At 56.3% G+C, this 15,386-nt stretch carries 18 protein-coding genes; 8 read left to right on the top strand and 10 right to left on the bottom strand.

Annotated features, from left to right (window positions below; all coding sequences use genetic code 11):
- Nucleotide 1: 1 nt before the first annotated feature.
- From A6F49_RS05835 to A6F49_RS05820, 4 genes are all read right to left on the bottom strand, one after another.
- Entirely contained in the window at nt 2-313 is a 312-nt protein-coding gene (locus A6F49_RS05835; RefSeq protein WP_043057621.1) for a hypothetical protein, read from the bottom strand.
- A gap of 158 nt (nt 314-471) precedes the next feature.
- A complete protein-coding gene (locus A6F49_RS05830; protein ID WP_043057622.1) occupies nt 472-1,461 on the bottom strand; it encodes a phosphatidate cytidylyltransferase in 990 nt (329 codons plus the stop codon).
- Complete coding sequence (locus A6F49_RS05825; protein WP_043057623.1) at nt 1,458-2,168, bottom strand: lysophospholipid acyltransferase family protein; 711 nt, start codon at nt 2,166-2,168, stop codon at nt 1,458-1,460. Before A6F49_RS05825 ends, A6F49_RS05830 begins: the two co-directional genes overlap by 4 nt.
- Entirely contained in the window at nt 2,165-2,860 is a 696-nt protein-coding gene (locus A6F49_RS05820) for a CDP-alcohol phosphatidyltransferase family protein (RefSeq protein ID WP_162840618.1), read from the bottom strand. Before A6F49_RS05820 ends, A6F49_RS05825 begins: the two co-directional genes overlap by 4 nt.
- Before the next feature lie 112 nt (nt 2,861-2,972).
- On the opposite strand from A6F49_RS05820, the gene A6F49_RS05815 reads away from it, so the two are divergent.
- From A6F49_RS05815 to hutG, 6 genes are all read left to right on the top strand, one after another.
- A complete protein-coding gene (locus A6F49_RS05815) occupies nt 2,973-3,542 on the top strand; it encodes a hypothetical protein (RefSeq protein ID WP_043057625.1) in 570 nt (189 codons plus the stop codon).
- Nucleotides 3,543-3,645: 103 nt separating this feature from the next.
- The gene (locus A6F49_RS05810) at nt 3,646-4,137 is read left to right on the top strand and encodes an SRPBCC family protein (RefSeq protein WP_043057626.1); all 492 of its coding nucleotides are present in this window, start codon (nt 3,646-3,648) and stop codon (nt 4,135-4,137) included.
- A gap of 93 nt (nt 4,138-4,230) precedes the next feature.
- Nucleotides 4,231-4,647, top strand: a complete 417-nt coding sequence (locus tag A6F49_RS05805) for a hypothetical protein (protein WP_043057627.1) — start codon at nt 4,231-4,233, stop codon at nt 4,645-4,647.
- Nucleotides 4,637-5,269, top strand: coding sequence for a hypothetical protein (locus A6F49_RS05800; protein ID WP_052504813.1), 633 nt, complete (start codon nt 4,637-4,639; stop codon nt 5,267-5,269). The genes A6F49_RS05805 and A6F49_RS05800 overlap by 11 nt, the downstream gene beginning before the upstream one ends.
- 73 nt (nt 5,270-5,342) lie before the next feature.
- Nucleotides 5,343-6,572 (top strand): PEP/pyruvate-binding domain-containing protein, encoded by a 1,230-nt coding sequence (locus A6F49_RS05795; protein ID WP_201120256.1) that lies wholly within the window; start codon nt 5,343-5,345, stop codon nt 6,570-6,572.
- 47 nt (nt 6,573-6,619) lie between these two features.
- Nucleotides 6,620-7,549 carry a formimidoylglutamase gene (hutG, locus tag A6F49_RS05790; RefSeq protein WP_043057630.1) on the top strand — a complete coding sequence of 310 codons (930 nt, stop codon included), beginning with the start codon at nt 6,620-6,622 and terminating at the stop codon, nt 7,547-7,549.
- A gap of 80 nt (nt 7,550-7,629) precedes the next feature.
- Here the strand turns inward: hutG and A6F49_RS18025 are convergent, their stop codons facing one another.
- Nucleotides 7,630-7,797, bottom strand: coding sequence for a hypothetical protein (locus tag A6F49_RS18025; RefSeq protein ID WP_161485780.1), 168 nt, complete (start codon nt 7,795-7,797; stop codon nt 7,630-7,632).
- 693 nt (nt 7,798-8,490) lie between these two features.
- Here A6F49_RS18025 and A6F49_RS05780 point away from each other — a divergent pair.
- Nucleotides 8,491-9,405, top strand: coding sequence for a cation diffusion facilitator family transporter (locus A6F49_RS05780; RefSeq protein WP_043057632.1), 915 nt, complete (start codon nt 8,491-8,493; stop codon nt 9,403-9,405).
- Between the two features lie 98 nt (nt 9,406-9,503).
- Here the strand turns inward: A6F49_RS05780 and A6F49_RS05775 are convergent, their stop codons facing one another.
- The 3 genes from A6F49_RS05775 to A6F49_RS05765 are packed head-to-tail and all read right to left on the bottom strand — an operon-like array spanning nt 9,504 to nt 12,320.
- Entirely contained in the window at nt 9,504-11,750 is a 2,247-nt protein-coding gene (locus tag A6F49_RS05775; protein ID WP_043057633.1) for a heavy metal translocating P-type ATPase, read from the bottom strand.
- Nucleotides 11,751-11,778: 28 nt separating this feature from the next.
- On the bottom strand, nt 11,779-11,994 hold the full coding sequence (locus tag A6F49_RS05770; RefSeq protein WP_043057634.1) for a heavy-metal-associated domain-containing protein: 216 nt from the start codon (nt 11,992-11,994) through the stop codon (nt 11,779-11,781).
- A 17-nt stretch (nt 11,995-12,011) separates the two neighbouring features.
- Nucleotides 12,012-12,320, bottom strand: coding sequence for a metal-sensitive transcriptional regulator (locus tag A6F49_RS05765; protein ID WP_043057635.1), 309 nt, complete (start codon nt 12,318-12,320; stop codon nt 12,012-12,014).
- Nucleotides 12,321-12,515: 195 nt separating this feature from the next.
- Here A6F49_RS05765 and A6F49_RS05760 point away from each other — a divergent pair, with 195 nt between their 5' ends.
- The gene (locus tag A6F49_RS05760) at nt 12,516-13,067 is read left to right on the top strand and encodes a GNAT family N-acetyltransferase (protein ID WP_052504814.1); all 552 of its coding nucleotides are present in this window, start codon (nt 12,516-12,518) and stop codon (nt 13,065-13,067) included.
- Nucleotides 13,068-13,164: 97 nt separating this feature from the next.
- On the opposite strand, the gene A6F49_RS05755 is transcribed toward A6F49_RS05760, so the two are convergent.
- Both A6F49_RS05755 and A6F49_RS05750 read right to left on the bottom strand, forming a co-directional pair.
- Nucleotides 13,165-14,676: a DUF4041 domain-containing protein gene (locus A6F49_RS05755; RefSeq protein WP_052504815.1), complete on the bottom strand. Its 1,512-nt coding sequence runs from the start codon at nt 14,674-14,676 to the stop codon at nt 13,165-13,167.
- Between the two features lie 378 nt (nt 14,677-15,054).
- Entirely contained in the window at nt 15,055-15,375 is a 321-nt protein-coding gene (locus A6F49_RS05750; protein ID WP_043057636.1) for a hypothetical protein, read from the bottom strand.
- Nucleotides 15,376-15,386: the final 11 nt, after the last annotated feature.

The raw sequence follows: 15,386 nt of genomic DNA, 5'->3' as shown, positions 1-15,386 counted from the left end.
CTTACTGGCCGGTTGAACCCCGGGGCCAGATGAGACGTTCGCGAGGACCTTCCAAACGCGCTACCGCGATTTTGACCTCGGTGAGCTCTTCTCGTACCTGGTGAAGGTCTCCTCGTACCTGATGAAGGTCTTCTCGTATTTGGTGTAGGTCTGCACGGAATTCTCCACGAACTGCACGGAACTGTTCCCGTACTTCAGTGAATTGGGCGTCCGTGCGTCGGATCATCCATGCGAAGCCAGCAAAAATCCCACCGCCCAGTGTGACGAGCAAGCCGGCGGCGGAAATGATAATCGCAAGTGTTTCTACCGACATATACACATTCCTATTCTGCACCATAGGGAACAACTGTTTCCAGCAAATCTAGGAGATGATCCCTACTTCCGCAGTTGCGCCGTCTCCAGATGTGGACAAGTCTGTTCGGTCAGGACCGCGGGCCCGTCTTCCTTGACTAAAGTTGTGGAATGCGAAAACTAAGTGGTGAAGAAGAATCGGACCAAGTGGAAGAATACTGGCGCGGCGAAACTCAGAGAGTCTAGCCGGTCCATGATCCCACCGTGACCGGCAATTGTGGCTCCGAAGTCTTTGACCCCGCGGTCGCGTTTGATCGACGACATCACCAGTCCGCCGAAAAAGCCCATTAGACACGAGACGAAGGCTAACAGTGCGGCCTGCCACCAGGTAAACGGTGTGATCCACCATAGGCCGGCACCAATCGCCGTCGCCGTCAGTACGCCACCGACCAACCCTTCCCAGGTCTTATTTGGTGAGACTTTCGGCGCGACCGGGTGTTTGCCCAACGTCTTGCCCCAGATGTACTGGAACACATCGGACAGTTGGACCACCACCACAAGGAACAGCATCAGCAGCGCGCCTTCAGCACCACCAGAGCCCAAGGGTGCGCCTTCGGCTGTTTGCCGTCCCACGTCCATCATGACTGGTAATTGCATGATCGCTGGCACGTGGCTGATGGCATACACACAAACCATCAGCGCCCATTGAATCAGTGCTGCACGCTGCAAGAAGTTGTCGGTATCGCCAACCAGCGCATTGCGGATCGGTAAGAACAAGAACGCATACACCGGGATCAGCACGGAGAACGCGCCGTACCAGTGCTCCCACAAAAACCAGTAGTTGATCAGCGGGATAATGTAGACCAACCAGACCAGCGTCTTATGATCCGAACGATGCGTTGGGGCAATCGTCAGAAATTCACGCAACGCCAGGAATGAGAGCACCAGGAATAACACGATGACGGCGGTCTCGCCGATCAGCAACGTGACCGCCAGCCCGATCGCCATGATCCACCAGGCACCGATGCGCTGATTGAGATTCTTTAGTGTGGCGCTGTCATTGCCACGATGGCGCAGTCCCAGCAGGATCGCAACGATGGTGGCGAGAACAAGGATTCCACCGATACCGAGAAATAGGTTGACTACGGTCTCATTGAAGAGTCCGATCATGCAGTGTCTCCTTCAGCAGTGTCCTTGGCCTTGAGCTCCTCGGCAATAATACTGCGTGCACGGTTGAGAAACGCTTCTTGGGTTTCATGGTCTTGTAGATAGATCGGATCATGCACCACAACGGTTGACAGGTGGGGGACCGGAATCAGCTCGCCTTTGGGGAGCACCCTGCCAAGGTTTTTCAACGTCACCGGCACTACCGGCAGATGTGGTGCGTGTTGTGCTAATCGGTACAGCCCCGCATGGAATGTCGCGACCTCATCAGCCGGTCCACGCGTGCCTTCAGGGAAGATGATCAGTGAATCACCCTCATCCAGGATCGTGGTCATCCCGGCAAGCTGACCCTGTTTCGGTGAGCTGCCCGAATCGGTCTTTACCGTCGATTTCTCATCGGCCCGAGTATACGGGCGATCCTTATAGCGCTGCACCAGATGCGCGTTGAAGACGCCGCGAGCAATCGAACGTCGAATACCTGAACCCCAGTAGTCATCTGCCGCAATGGGACGCACCCGAGGCTGCAGCTCGGCGGGCATAATGGCCCACAGCATCAAAAAATCCAGGTGTGATGAGTGGTTGGCATAGTAAATCGCTTGGTCGGGGAAATACGGTTCGGAACCGTCGTCACCCTGGGCAACGAGATTGGCACCGGTGGCCGTAAGAATAGTTTTCGACAGGCCACGTTTGAAGAGATTCGATGGTTTACTCATGACACATCGGCCTTTCGAACCTGCAGGGCCGCGGCGATTCGTTTGAGCCGCATGATCACAGTGACAACCGAACCCACCAGAATGATGACTAAACCGGTGGCAAGAAATAACCCCCGCCCATCAAAGAGCGGTTCGAAAAGCGATGCCAGGCTAGCCACGACCAACACCCACATGCGTGCGGGCTTAGCCATCGGACCGCCAAAGAAATTACCTACTCCGTTCGCAGCACCCAGAGTGCGCACATAAGCGGTCATAACGGCTGCCGATGCCGCCGCCCATCCAATCACGACACCCCAATCGATACTGCTGGTAGCCCAGATCCCAAGCGTGGCATACCCGGCAGCTGCCAACAGCATGAGGTCAGCCACCCGGTCAGGAACTTCATTGAATAGATCACCGGTGGGTGTGTGCATGCCCCTCTCCACGGCCAACATGCCGTCGAGCATGTTCAAGAGTAACCGCAGCGGAATGCACACCACTGCCACGATCAACCAAACCGCTCGAGCGCCGTCGGTGGTCACCAATGCAGAAGCGATTAACGCTGCGGCACCAAGTGTGGCGAAGAGGACTGACCCCACAGATACTCTATTTGGCGTAAGTCTTGCGGCATACATAACATCGGCAAGTTTGGCCGCCCACGTCGTTGATCGCTGGGGGATCGCACGCCGATCAGTCCCCTGCGGAGAGTTCATTTCCGACATCGTTCCTCGTCAGTTGCAGCGGTGGAAGTACTGCTCCAGTGTAGGCGGTGGGTTAGGCTAAACCTAGATATTGATGACCTCACAACCTGGGAGTTGGTGCCAGATGTTCCGTAAATATTTGGATCACGGCGTCGCCGCCGCCTGGGGTACGGCAGAGGCGACCGTCTTTTTCATCGTGCCGGATCTCTGGACCAGCTGGCTAGCACTCCACAACCCACGCCGTGGATTCGCCACCACGATCTCAGCGCTCGCCGGCGCATTGGCCGGGGGTGCGACGAACTACCTGGTCACGCAGCGCATGTCACCGGAAGAAACTGAGAAAATTTTGACGGCGATCCCCGGCATTTCTCAGTCGATGATTACCGACGTCGAACACGAACTCGACGAGAAGGGCTGGTCAGCCTTGGTGTTAGGTCCAACTCGCGGTGTGCCATATAAGATTTACGCGCGCACCTTGGCCCACGGCAATGAGTCCTTCACCAAATTCATGGCGCTGTCGGTGCCTGCCAGAATGGGACGCTTCCTCGCCGTCACCGGTGGTGTCGCAGCGCTGGGCAAACTGGCAGATCGACGGGGCTACAGCCCTAGGGCCAAGTCCTTGATATTCGTGGGCGGTTGGACGGCGTTCTACATCTGGTATTTTACAGCCGGACCCGGCAAGAGCGATCGATAACCCACCTGACGCGCACACGAACTACCCTATGGTCAGCCAACGCTGTCCGTGGTGGTCGATGCGCGTTTCACCCCTTTAGCTAGCGAGTCTGGAGCATTCCTTTATGAAATACACGGCATCGATCGAAATCGCTTTACCACGGGAAAAGGTATTGGATCTTCTCTCGGATCCGGTCTATCTGCCAATGTGGCTACGCGGCGTCGTCGTTCACGAACCACTCAATGGGGAACACGGGCAGTACGGGACCGAGTCGCGTGTTGTCATGCAGATGGATCAGCAGACTATCGAGGCCACCGAGATCGTCACGCGGCGTGAACCAGAAAACCTCGAAGGAATCCCGGCCGACAGCGTGGTGTACTACGAACGAGAACTCGTTGTGCCTGGTATGTGGAGTATCGCACGAGAACGTTTGCTTGCGGTCGGTCCGGAGACGACGCTTTGGGATAGCGAGAATGAATATCGGTTTAGCAGCGTTCTGATGCGAATGGCTGCGGTGTTCATGCGCGGTGCCTTCCGTAAGCAGTCGGTGGTGCACATGCGCGACTTTAAGGCATTTGCCGAGCACGGAACTGACGTCCGCGAAGTTCACGGGTGACCCGCAGTCAAGAGAGGTATCCCGACGTCATGCCACGCATCTGCCTTTCAACATTATGTTGACAACAAAATATTGAAATTCTAGGATGGCTTCATGCTCCCAGCTGTCCCACATGAGTTCGAAGAGTTCCAGGAGTTAGGCTCGGCGCGGCGTCGATTGCTCGATGCCGGCGCCGAAGATTTGCCACGGAGTCCATGGCAGGCGTCGTCAAGTATTCCGCCAGACGACGTGAGTCTGCTCCGTTTCGCAATGTGGCGAGCAAACTCTTCAGTGGGTGAAGCTTCTCATGACGAAATTAGGGCAGCCCTTCGACTGGTTGAATCAGCCAAGGCGGAGCTGGATGGCCTTGAATCTGGACTCATGCTGATCGCTCGAGCGGAGGGGCTCACGTGGTCAGATATCGCCGAGCAGCTTGGCGTGAAGTCCCCGCAAGCAGCTCAACAGCGATTTCAGCGGGTATCAATACGGGCACAGCATGATGAGGATCGAGGAACCCACAGTGACGACTGAACGCTCCGATGCATTATGGCACTCCAGCGAGGAACTGTTAGTGCTCCACGGGGTGCGCTTGGCAGGCTTCGCGACGATCCAAGCGGTTGCCGAGCGGGCCGACTTGCCAGCAAATGTCGTCGGTGACCAGCTTGGCGTGCTCGAAGGCCAAGGTCTGGTTGAACATATGGCATTCGGGGATACGAGTGGCTGGATCCTCACAGTAGAGGGCAAAGAGCGCGATACCGAATTACTGCATCAAGAATTGATCGCATCCGGCGCAGCATCGGACCTACGGGTCGCACTGGAGGATTTCGAAAACACTGTGAATGCTCGTCTCGTTCGAGTAATCACCGCTTGGCAACTGCAATCTGCCACTGAACAAGAAAGCTCGAGCGCTGCAATCTTACAAGAGCTGACCGACCTCGCTGAAGCCCTAGCGGAACTCATGATCCCCGTGACTGATTGGCTTCCGCGGTTTAGCCGCTACCCACGACAATTTCGAGATGCGTTAGAACAAGCTCGCAGTGGTGATATGCACTGGGTCGCAGGCGTCGGGGTGCTTTCTTGTCACACCGTGTGGGCTGAACTCCACCAGGATTTACTGTCGAGCCTGGGCCGAGAACGCACCACGGGGGCATGATCTGAACTGACATGATGTACCTGCCCGCCGAGCTGCGATGGACAGGCTTTGTCGGAGAAAGGAAGCTGTGAACGTGCTGGACCTTATTGACGCAACTGGTCCTAATGCAGGAGGCAAGGCCGCACCCCTGGCGCAGTTACTGCAGGCTGGATTCAATGTGCCGCAAGGGTTTGTGGTGCCAACCCAGGTTTATCGAGCAGTCGCCCAAGACAACGGCCTCAACCTGGAATCGACCAACGATTTTGCAGACGTGCGTGCACGGATCTTGGACTGCCAACTTCCTACTCAAGTCGTGGATGACATCTCAAGTGCGCTTGAACAGCTTACCCAAGGCGCCTCGACAGACTACGTTGCAGTGCGTTCCTCTTCGAGCACGGAAGACAGCACCCTTGCCTCCGGGGCCGGCCAACACGACAGCTTCCTGGCAGTCCGCGGACTAGAACAGGTATGTCAGGCGATCCTGAAATGCTGGGCCTCATTGTGGTCCGAGCGTGCCGCCGCATACCGCACGCGTCAGGCCAGTCACCACCACCCATTAGATATGGCTGTTGTGGTTCAACGGTTCGTCGACGCCGACGTGTCTGGGATTATCTTCACCGGAGATACGAGCGTGATCGAAGCATCCCTAGGTCTTGGCGAACGCATTGTGGCAGGACAACTCACCCCCGACTCATGGCGAGTTGCGGGAGCACAGATTGTTGATCGACGGCGAGGGGACCAGACACAGCGCACAGATCGCCTGGGCCATATGCTGCATCCTCGACCCGTAGCGCCCGGTGATCGGACCAAAGCATGTCTTACCGACCACCAGGTGTTGCGCCTGGATGCTATGGGGCATGCAGTATCAACGACGCTGGGTGGTCATAGAGACATCGAATGGGCATTCGACGGCGACACGCTATGGATTCTGCAAGCACGACCGATAACGTCGGAACTCCCAGATTTCTCGTGGCCACGTCGACAAACTGTCGACGGGAGCCCCACCATCACCGGAGAGCCCGCAAGCCCAGGCGCCGCATCCGGGCCGGTCCGACTCATTCTCGGACCCGCTGATTTCGCCACTGTTGAGGCCGGTGATGTGATCGTATGTCGTATGACTGATCCAGCGTGGACTCCGTTGTTTTCCCTAGCAGCCGCGGTCGTAACGGAAACCGGTGGTGTACTTTCCCACGCAGCAATCGTCGCTCGCGAAGTCGGGATACCTGCTGTGTTAGCGGTGCCGCAAGCAACTGAGCTCCTTAAGCCAGCATCAGTGGTCACCGTTGATGGCAATACGGGATGCATTACCACCGTCGAATCGTAAGCCAGGGGGTTTCGCGGCGTACCTCGACGAGCTCTAAGCTGGAAGACATGACAGATTCTTCTTTGACCAAATGGACAGGTCGCGACGATGGTCCGGGCCCAGAACACGCCCGTTGGCACAACCGCATCCAAGCCGTTGACTCAACGCAGCCAGGCGTAGCGCTTTTGGGTTTTGCTTCTGATGAAGGGGTGCGCCGAAATCAGGGTCGAGTTGGCGCGGCCCAGGGGCCAGCGGCAATTCGTGCAGCACTGGGCTCATTCGCCGTCCACCATGACCTTGGGCTGTATGACGCCGGCGATATCGACGTCGTCGAAAATGATTTAGACGGCGCCCAACAGCGATACGGTAACGCCTTGGCGGAACTGCTGTCGCAAAACCACGTGACCGTGGGGCTGGGTGGCGGTCATGAGATCACGTGGGCCTCGTATCTGGGCGTGCGTGCGGCATACCCGGATGCCCGATTAGGCATTATCAACCTGGATGCGCATTTCGATAATCGCCCGGGTGCCCAGGCGACGTCGGGTACGAGTTTTGCCCAAATTATGGAAGCTGAGGCGGACCGAAACACCCTGGTGTCGACGATGGGCGTTGCTGAAGCATCGAATACGGCCGATCTATTCAACCGGGCACGGCAGGCGGGCATCGGGTGGATGACAGACGACCGGTGGATTATCTACCCTGGTGAGGCAGGTCGGGCCGTGGCACTGCTGCTTGAGCAGGCCGATGTTGTCTATCTGACGATTGACCTCGATGTGCTGCCCGCCGCCGTGGCGCCGGGAGTCAGTGCACCGGCAGCATATGGCGTGCCGTTGCCTTTGGTTTCTGCAGTGATTGATCACGTCGCGGCATCCGGCAAGTTGGTGCATGCGGATATCGCGGAGTTGAATCCGACGTTGGATGTTGATGGTCGGACGGCAGCTGTGGCAGCGCGGCTGGTAGATCGTCTGACAAGCGCTGCACGGGCTAGAACGTGGTGAACATTGCCTTAGGCGATACGTTCTAGCCGTTCGGAACGGTTCTGCGCATGGACGCAGAATATGAAGTTAGAACGCGAGGCTTATGGATCGAGACGAGGATGCTCGTGAAGTGTCCATCCAGCCCATGGGTCGGAGGTAATGGTCCCGAGGTTGCTATAGGTAGCGAACCCGCTAAGGTCCGGGGCGGCTATCTGTTTGCGAGCTGGCATTGGAGCCAACGTCAGGATAGTTGCTATAAGTTTCAGCACGGTGCCCTCCCTGATAGTACTGCGATGTGCCTGGGTCAGAACTGGAGCTCTGAGGCGGTAGCGCTTCGTGAAGAAACGTTGAGCTAGTGTGACACGCCTCACGCATTCCGTCAAGGCTGGATCTATAAAGACTGCCGCGAGGGTGAACGTTGCACTCCAGATGCCCGCAGTGTTGTAGATACGAGCTTGCCATTCGCTCCGTCTTCTCCTTGGACCGGGAACTTTTTAACCTGGATCTTCAACGAACTGATGCCATCAAAGTTGCCGTTAACCCCAGTTCAGATTCGAATGACTTCGGCTGTTGCAGTGTCAGCGATATATCTCGGACATAGCAACGGTTCCAAGCCACTGTCTCCAGCAGTCAGCTTGAGGTTGCTAGCCTCTGGAGAGTGCGTTAGCTTGATGGCCAAATTCGATGGCGACCCGGTCGGCCTAGTGTCCGATGCCCAGCTCCATGACGGCTGTCGCGAGCAGGGCATCGTTAGGCTTGTGACCAGGAAGGTTCGTGAGTCCAAAACGGTCGTTTCGTCTCTGATAACGATGCCAATTTTGTCGAACACAAGGGTGCCGGACTCCAACAGTCCAGGGCACGGGTGACTGTGAATCCATTGGTGGCGGTCTTCCGGCCCGGCCTACGCATTGCTAGGTTGGGTCGTAGGAGATCACACAGATGGTGATGGTAGAGGTTGCTGCATGACAGTCCTGATTGCTTTTTTCGCCAACGTTCTGGTGGCGATCGCAAAATCGGTGGCGGCCGCGTTGACCGGTTCGGCGTCAATGCTTGCTGAAGCAGCACATTCGTGGTCGGATGCTGGCAACGAAGTGTTCCTCATCATCGCTGATAAACGCTCGGTAAAACCACGCGACGAGCACCATCCACTGGGCTACGGGCGTGAAGCATACGTATGGTCGATGATCGCCGCGTTCGGTATTTTCACAGTCGGCGCGGCGGTCTCGGTCATGCACGGGGTTCAAGAACTGGCCAACCCCGCGCCGGTGGAATCCCCCGGCGTTGCCTATGCCGTGCTTGGAATTGCGTTCGTGCTGGAAGGAATATCCTTTACGCAAGCCACGATCCAAATTCGACGCCGTGCTCAGCAAATCGCTGTGTCGCCGTTGCGAATGCTCTTCGGCAGCTCAGATGCCACATTGCGTGCTGTAGTTTTCGAAGACTTCGCGGCACTGATCGGTTTGGTCATAGCAGCCGGCAGTATCGGGTTGCACCAGCTGACTGGCAACGCGGTGTGGGATGCTGTGGGCTCGATCGCCATTGGGGTGCTCCTTGGGATAGTCGCACTGGTCCTTATTGAGCGTAACCGCCATTTTCTGGTGGGTGCGGCGTCATCGGCCTCGTTGCGGAATCAGGTTGGTCGACGACTCATGGGCCAACCCGAGATCGAACGCGTGACATACCTCCATCTGGAATATGTCGGTCCGGCTCGGTTGTTCCTCGTCGCTGAAGTTGACCTGGTCGGAAACGCCGTTGAGGACGACGTCGCTACTCGATTGCGCCGTATCGAATATGCGCTCGAACAGCACGAGCAGGTCGCAGAAGCGGTCCTGTCGCTGTCGGTCAGTGATGAAGAATCCTTGCGGTTCGATACATAAGATCACCAGCGTTGGACAACGCAACGGCGGTGGTGACGGCCCGTGTTGTTGACCGTTTCACCACCGCCGTGCGGGGTAGATATGTGGTTGCGGTCTCCTCAGCGTCCGAAGCGGGTCAGCCGCAGGGAGTTGAGTACAACCAACACCGAGGATGCTGCCATGGCAGCGCCGGCGAACATGGGGTTCAGTAGTCCAAGTGCCGCAATCGGAATCCCGGCCGTGTTGTAGGCGAACGCCCAGAACAGGTTGGTCCGGATAATGCTCAGCGTCTTGCGAGATAACTGCAGGGACTGGGAGACCTGAGTCAACGAGGAACCCATGACGGTAATATCGGCTGCTTCGCGAGCCACATCGGTTCCCGAGCCCATCGCAATGCCCAGGTCGGCCTGGGCTAATGCTGGAGCATCGTTGACGCCGTCACCGGCCATTGCCACGGTCTTGCCAGCGGATTGCAGCTGTTTGACCTTGTCAACTTTGTCTTCTGGCCGTACTCCAGCGAAAACGTGGTCCGGGTTAATGCCAACTTCGGCGGCGACCTGGCGCGCAACCGATTCGTTGTCACCGGTGAGTAACATTGGTGTGATGCCCATGTCCTTGAGCTCAGCGATCGCCTGCGCCGAGGTGTCTTTGATCTGATCTTGCAACGACACGATTCCGGCCAGCTGCCCATCAATAGCAACCCAGACGGCGGTTGCCCCGGCTGCTTCGGCATCGGCAAGTGCTTGTTCGTCAGCGGCGGTAAGTGCACCGGTGTGTTCGACAATGAACGAGGAACGCCCCGCTGCGACTCGCTGCTGACCGTTTGCCAGCCAGATGGTCCCGACGACGCCGCCACCGGCGGTTGAGGAAAACTCGGTGACCTCAGGTAATTCGTTCTTGAGTTTGCCGGCTTCGACAATGGCCGCAGCGATAGGGTGCTCTGAACCGAGTTCTACGGCCGCTGCAGCAACCAAAACGTCGTCGGCGGTGTGACCATCCAACGCGATGACGTCTGAGACCGCCATTTCGCCTTTGGTAACGGTGCCGGTCTTGTCTAACACAACGGTATTGACGCCGCGAGAGTCTTCCAGGACCTGTGGTCCGCTGATCAGAATACCCATCTGTGATGCCCGACCCGTACCGGCCAGCAAGCCGATGGGCGTAGCCAATCCAAGTGCACAGGGGCACGCAATGATCAACACGGTGACTGCTGCACGGAATGCGGTGGCTGGATCACCGAAAATCAGCCAGGCGATTAGCGTTACCAGCGCGATGACCAACACGATTGGCACGAATACCGCTGAGATGCGGTCAGCCAGCCGAGCAATCGGTGCCTTTTCGGACTGAGCACGTATCACGAGCTTGCCCATCTGGGCCAACGTGGTGTCGGAACCCGTGCGGGTCGCACGAACCACGAGCCGTCCAGACGTGTTGATGGTGGCACCGGTGACCGTGTCGTTTTTGGAGACCTCGACTGGAACTGATTCGCCAGTGATTAACGAGGTGTCGATTGCTGAGTGTCCGGAAACGACGAACCCGTCGGTTGCGATCTTCTCACCCGGGCGAACCACGAATTCATCGCCCACTTGCAGTGTGGAAGCATCGACGACGACTTCCTGGCCGTTTCGCAGCACCGTGGCTTTTGAGGCTGCCAGGTTTAACAACGATCGGAGCGCTTCACTCGCACGGTTTTTCGCGCGCGCCTCCAGATAGCGGCCAAGCAGCAGGAAGGTGGTGACCACGCCGGCGGTTTCGTAGTACAGCGAATGGTCGTGACTGCCTGCATGCAGAGTCATGGTTGGATCGAGGAGGAGCTCAACCGTTGAGTAGATCCATGCTGCTGTCACCCCGATCGACACCAGGGTGTCCATGGTCGAGCCGCCGTGCCGGGCGGCCTTGACTGCCCCACGGTGAAATGGCCAGCCGCCCCAGAATGTTACTGGCAACGACAACACCATGGCGACCCAGCCCCAGTGTGGAAACTGGAAGACACTGAACATCGAAATGATAAACAGCGGGATCGTCAGAATGGCGCTGCCGATGAGTCGCGGTTTCAGCTCAGCGACCCCGGGAGCGTCGTCGACTTTGGGTGCTTCGAGCTCGTCTTCGGTAGTTTCAACGGCTTGTTCTGGTTCGTCACCGTGAATGGTGGCATCGTAGCCGGCCTTCGAGACCGCATCGATGAGGATACGATCCTCTAAACCAGCCGGAACTTTTAGAAATGCCTGGTTGAGGGGTAAATTGACCGACGCTTCAACGCCGTCGAGCTTTTCTAATTGACGTTCAACCCGCCCGACGCATGACGCGCAGGACATCCCGGAAATATCCAGTTCAACTTCGCGGGTTTCGGTCGTTTCGGTAGACATAAAAATCCTTTAGCAAAGTGCTAGTGCGCTATTCAACGACGGAGTAGCCGGCTTCGGCTACCGCATCGGAAAACTGTTGGATCGACGGTGTGGGATTTGAGGTCACCGTGGCCGTGGAGACGCCGTCATTGACCAGGTCGATCTGGACATCAGTGACGCCGGGTAGTGCCTGGAGCTCGGAAGTTACCGAACCGACGCAGTGCTGGCAGGTGAGGCCTTCAAGTTTCAGAGTGGTTTGTGCCATGAGAATTCTCTCCCTATCTACCGCAGAAGACGACCGATGGTGGCCGAGACTTCTTGAACTTTTTCTTCGATGGCTTCGGGGTCGCCGGAGGCCACCGCATCGTGGACGCAGTGGTTCATGTGATCGGTGACCAAGCCGAGGCTGAGTGCATGCAGCGCCTTGTTGACCGCAGACACCTGGGTGAGCACGTCAATGCAGTAGGTGTCGTTTTCGACCATGCGCTTGATGCCGCGCACCTGACCTTCAATGCGTGCCAGGCGCTTGAGGTAGGCCGCCTTGTCATCGGTATAACCAACGGCCTCGTGGTCTGACTGTTGTGGCGTCATGATTGCTCCCTCGAATCGAGCTATTCAACATCTCTACTTTTATACCCCCTATGGGTATGGGTCAAGCCCAAGTGCACTGATCAACCGTTGGGTTCGCCATCAGCACAGATACCCCTTGGGGGTATGTCCCTTCGTTTGCTGGCACTTTGCGCTAGTGTGGTCTGTGCAACATAATTTGGCTGTGAAGGAGTCGGCGTGCAACGGACAGGACATCTCTGGCGGACGCGTAGTGAGCACGAAGATTCTGCGGATGATCACGCAGGAATACGTCGGGTTTTAGAAGCCGCCTTCGAAACTGACTCAGAAGCTGATCTGGTCGATGCTTTGCGCCAAGACCCAGACCACTGGATTCAGCGGTACTCTGTGCTGGGTATGACCGCAGCGATTCCTGATTCTGAGTTCGAAACCCTACCCGCAGCCCATGCTCTGGTACACCGCTGCATCGTGGGCGGCCAGCCAGGGCTCATGCTGGCTCCGACTGGCGTACTGCCGCAACATCAAGGTGAAGGCGCCGGGACCGCAGTCATTAATGCGGTGCTGGAACGTGCCAAGGACGACGGCGAACCATTCGTGCTCGTGTACGGTTATCCGCACTATTACCCGCGCTTCGGGTTCACCCCGGCATCTGAGGTAGGGATTACCGCTGAGTGGGCCACCCAGAAACCCGCCCTGCAAATCCGGATCCTGGATGACTCTGCCACCATTCCGACCGGTGAAGTTGAACTGCCGAAGGCATACGGCATCTAAACTCCTCACCTGAAGTTTAAGGGGGTCAAGGGGCAGTGAAGAAACAATTTAGCGGGGTCAGCAATTGAGCCGGCCCCGCTAAATGATGGTTCATTGACTAACTCATTGTCAGTGCTGCTGGTTGTGGAATATTACCTCGACCTCGCATGTCTTCGGATGCTTCGTATTCTGGGGCATCGGCAGTCTCATGGAATTCCAAGAGTTGCGCTTCATAATCTTGGTAAAGTTCCATGAGAGCGGCTTTTACTTCAGCTGGCGTTGAATAGAAGTACTCTCTGCGAAGGTTGACTAGGTTTACACGCACTTCGGCAAAGTGTTTATGGAGTGCACGTTCAAGACCGACTGCGTCTTTTGCAAAAATCATCGTGTGCGCGTCGAAATAGAACGGTACGGAAGCGTCTCCGAGTTCTCGCACTCGATCCATGGGATCTAAGCGTCGTGTCATGCCAATCTTGACGATTCCTTGCCCAAATGCGCCACGATTTGAAATCACATACACGTATCCAGCACGAGTATTTGCCATGGTTGATTCAACATCAGCCAGTTTCTCCTCAGCAGCGGTCAAGTTGGCTGAAGCGGATGCAATAGCTACTTCGTCACCGGAGCTTTGCAGCGTCTCAAGGACTGTTCGATAGTGTTCTACCTCTTTGATTTGCTTGGCTTTAGCCGCTTCGAATTCACGTTGCGCGCGCCGCTCCTCGCGTTCGCGGGCTCGTTCTTCTCGTTCCAGCTCCTTGGCTGCCTTCTTGGCTTCTAGGTGAGCGTGGGTCAATCGAAGTTCTTCTTCTCGAAGACGAACGTAGGCCGATGTGATTCGTAAATCCATCATCTTGCCGAGTCGAGCGACTGCTTGTGCTGACCTATCGAGTCGTTTGAGAGCGGTTGTGAGATGGCCCGCGCGAACTGTCTTGATAGAGTTCTCTGCTTCTGCATTAAACGCTCGTAATAAGAGCTTGCTCATATCGTTGACCATCTTGCGACCCTGAGCTGCGGAGTTGTTCACTGTCCACGTCGTTGACGCAGAAGTAGCGGTCTTGTTTTTGACCATCCTCTTGATGTCGACTTTGACCTTCTGTAACTGTTCGCTATATCGAACCGAGTCATTGGCTGGGTTCTCAAAGTTGTATAGCCCGTAATCGTTGAGATTGAACATCTCTTCAAGATCCACGACTTTTGTTTTGAGCTCAGATATTTTGTTCTTCTCGGTTTCTTTCAGTTCTTCAAGAGCCTCGAGTTCTGACGTTTGATTAGCCAATATATTCTCGAATTCGGCTTTTTGTTCGGTTATTTTTTCATCCAGTCGTCGAGCCTCATCTTCGCGTTGCAGAATATCCATGCCATCAATGCGAGTGAAGGCGTCTCGTAGATCGTCATTTTCTGATCGTATCGCTGCGAGGATAGCGCTCGTCTGGTCTAACTCGTCTGATATTGATGACAGTCGCTCCTGCGCATTTTTCTCTCGTTTGTTGATGCTGAAGACGTAAATCAACGCGGGAATGGTCAACGGAAGCGTCACGAGGAGAAGGCTGGCTATTACAAGACTGATAACCGTTAGTACGTAGAAAAGTGTGCTGACCGAGGTGGGCCGCTGATGTTGTTCTGGTGGCATGGACACGTCTAGATACCTTCTTAGGGCGAACTTTACGAACTAATAACCGTACAGTTGTCAGTTATAACCAAATCCAGAGATCGAAGTTATGATGTCTTGAATTGTGACATATGAGTGCTCGCATTTCGTACCGAGCATCGGGGATACCAAAATGTCTTAGGGCATTTACTTGGGTTTCACTTGGTTCTCGTAGGGTCGCGCATCGCGATCGCATGTGGGAAACAGCAATCGCAGCGCACTCCGGCTGGATTCACCAAGACCACGATTAAATGCCGCAGCGGGCCACCAAAAATTCTTGATGACCCGCCACGACTGGTGTGAGTTCGACACGTTGGTCGGCGTCGTCCTAGGGTGTGCCCGCAAGCAGTCCTTCAGTCCTTACATTTCCACCGGGACAATCGGTCCTGGAACCACCGGACCTGGAATGGGATCAATGATCTCCCGGGGTGGTCCAGGAATTGGAATGATTGGCCCGATTTCACAGTACAGAGGTACCGCCCAGCCCGGAGGGGCCGGTTTGATTGGGCACGGTGGGATCCGCGGTGGCCGCGGGTGCGGGATGCGATCGGATGGATCTGGTTTGACGATGATGGGTGCCGACGGGTCGGGTTTAGCGTCGGTTGCGTGTGCTGGGGCCGCGCTGAATATTAGTCCGACGGCGGCAATCGCGGAGAGTACGCGAAGTCGAGATAGCTTCATCTGGAATCCTT

The sequence above is a fragment of the Enteractinococcus helveticum genome, assembly GCF_001657475.1.
Taxonomy (GTDB): Bacteria; Actinomycetota; Actinomycetes; order Actinomycetales; family Micrococcaceae; genus Yaniella; species Yaniella helvetica.
The sequence above is the reverse complement of the archived record's forward strand: the minus strand, read 5'-3'. Positions and strand labels throughout refer to the sequence as shown.

What these genes read in the sequence shown, in the direction of transcription:
- A6F49_RS05825 (WP_043057623.1), bottom strand. Translation starts at nt 2,168, where the DNA reads ATGAGTAAACCATCGAATCTCTTCAAACGTGGCCTGTCGAAAACTATT.
- A6F49_RS05750 (WP_043057636.1), bottom strand. Translation starts at nt 15,375, where the DNA reads ATGAAGCTATCTCGACTTCGCGTACTCTCCGCGATTGCCGCCGTCGGA.
- A6F49_RS05830 (WP_043057622.1), bottom strand. Translation starts at nt 1,461, where the DNA reads ATGATCGGACTCTTCAATGAGACCGTAGTCAACCTATTTCTCGGTATC.
- A6F49_RS05835 (WP_043057621.1), bottom strand. Translation starts at nt 313, where the DNA reads ATGTCGGTAGAAACACTTGCGATTATCATTTCCGCCGCCGGCTTGCTC.
- hutG (WP_043057630.1), top strand. Translation starts at nt 6,620, where the DNA reads ATGACAGATTCTTCTTTGACCAAATGGACAGGTCGCGACGATGGTCCG.
- A6F49_RS05755 (WP_052504815.1), bottom strand. Translation starts at nt 14,676, where the DNA reads ATGCCACCAGAACAACATCAGCGGCCCACCTCGGTCAGCACACTTTTC.
- A6F49_RS05805 (WP_043057627.1), top strand. Translation starts at nt 4,231, where the DNA reads ATGCTCCCAGCTGTCCCACATGAGTTCGAAGAGTTCCAGGAGTTAGGC.
- A6F49_RS05780 (WP_043057632.1), top strand. Translation starts at nt 8,491, where the DNA reads ATGACAGTCCTGATTGCTTTTTTCGCCAACGTTCTGGTGGCGATCGCA.
- A6F49_RS05765 (WP_043057635.1), bottom strand. Translation starts at nt 12,320, where the DNA reads ATGACGCCACAACAGTCAGACCACGAGGCCGTTGGTTATACCGATGAC.
- A6F49_RS05770 (WP_043057634.1), bottom strand. Translation starts at nt 11,994, where the DNA reads ATGGCACAAACCACTCTGAAACTTGAAGGCCTCACCTGCCAGCACTGC.
- A6F49_RS05775 (WP_043057633.1), bottom strand. Translation starts at nt 11,750, where the DNA reads ATGTCTACCGAAACGACCGAAACCCGCGAAGTTGAACTGGATATTTCC.
- A6F49_RS05815 (WP_043057625.1), top strand. Translation starts at nt 2,973, where the DNA reads ATGTTCCGTAAATATTTGGATCACGGCGTCGCCGCCGCCTGGGGTACG.
- A6F49_RS05810 (WP_043057626.1), top strand. Translation starts at nt 3,646, where the DNA reads ATGAAATACACGGCATCGATCGAAATCGCTTTACCACGGGAAAAGGTA.
- A6F49_RS05820 (WP_162840618.1), bottom strand. Translation starts at nt 2,860, where the DNA reads ATGAACTCTCCGCAGGGGACTGATCGGCGTGCGATCCCCCAGCGATCA.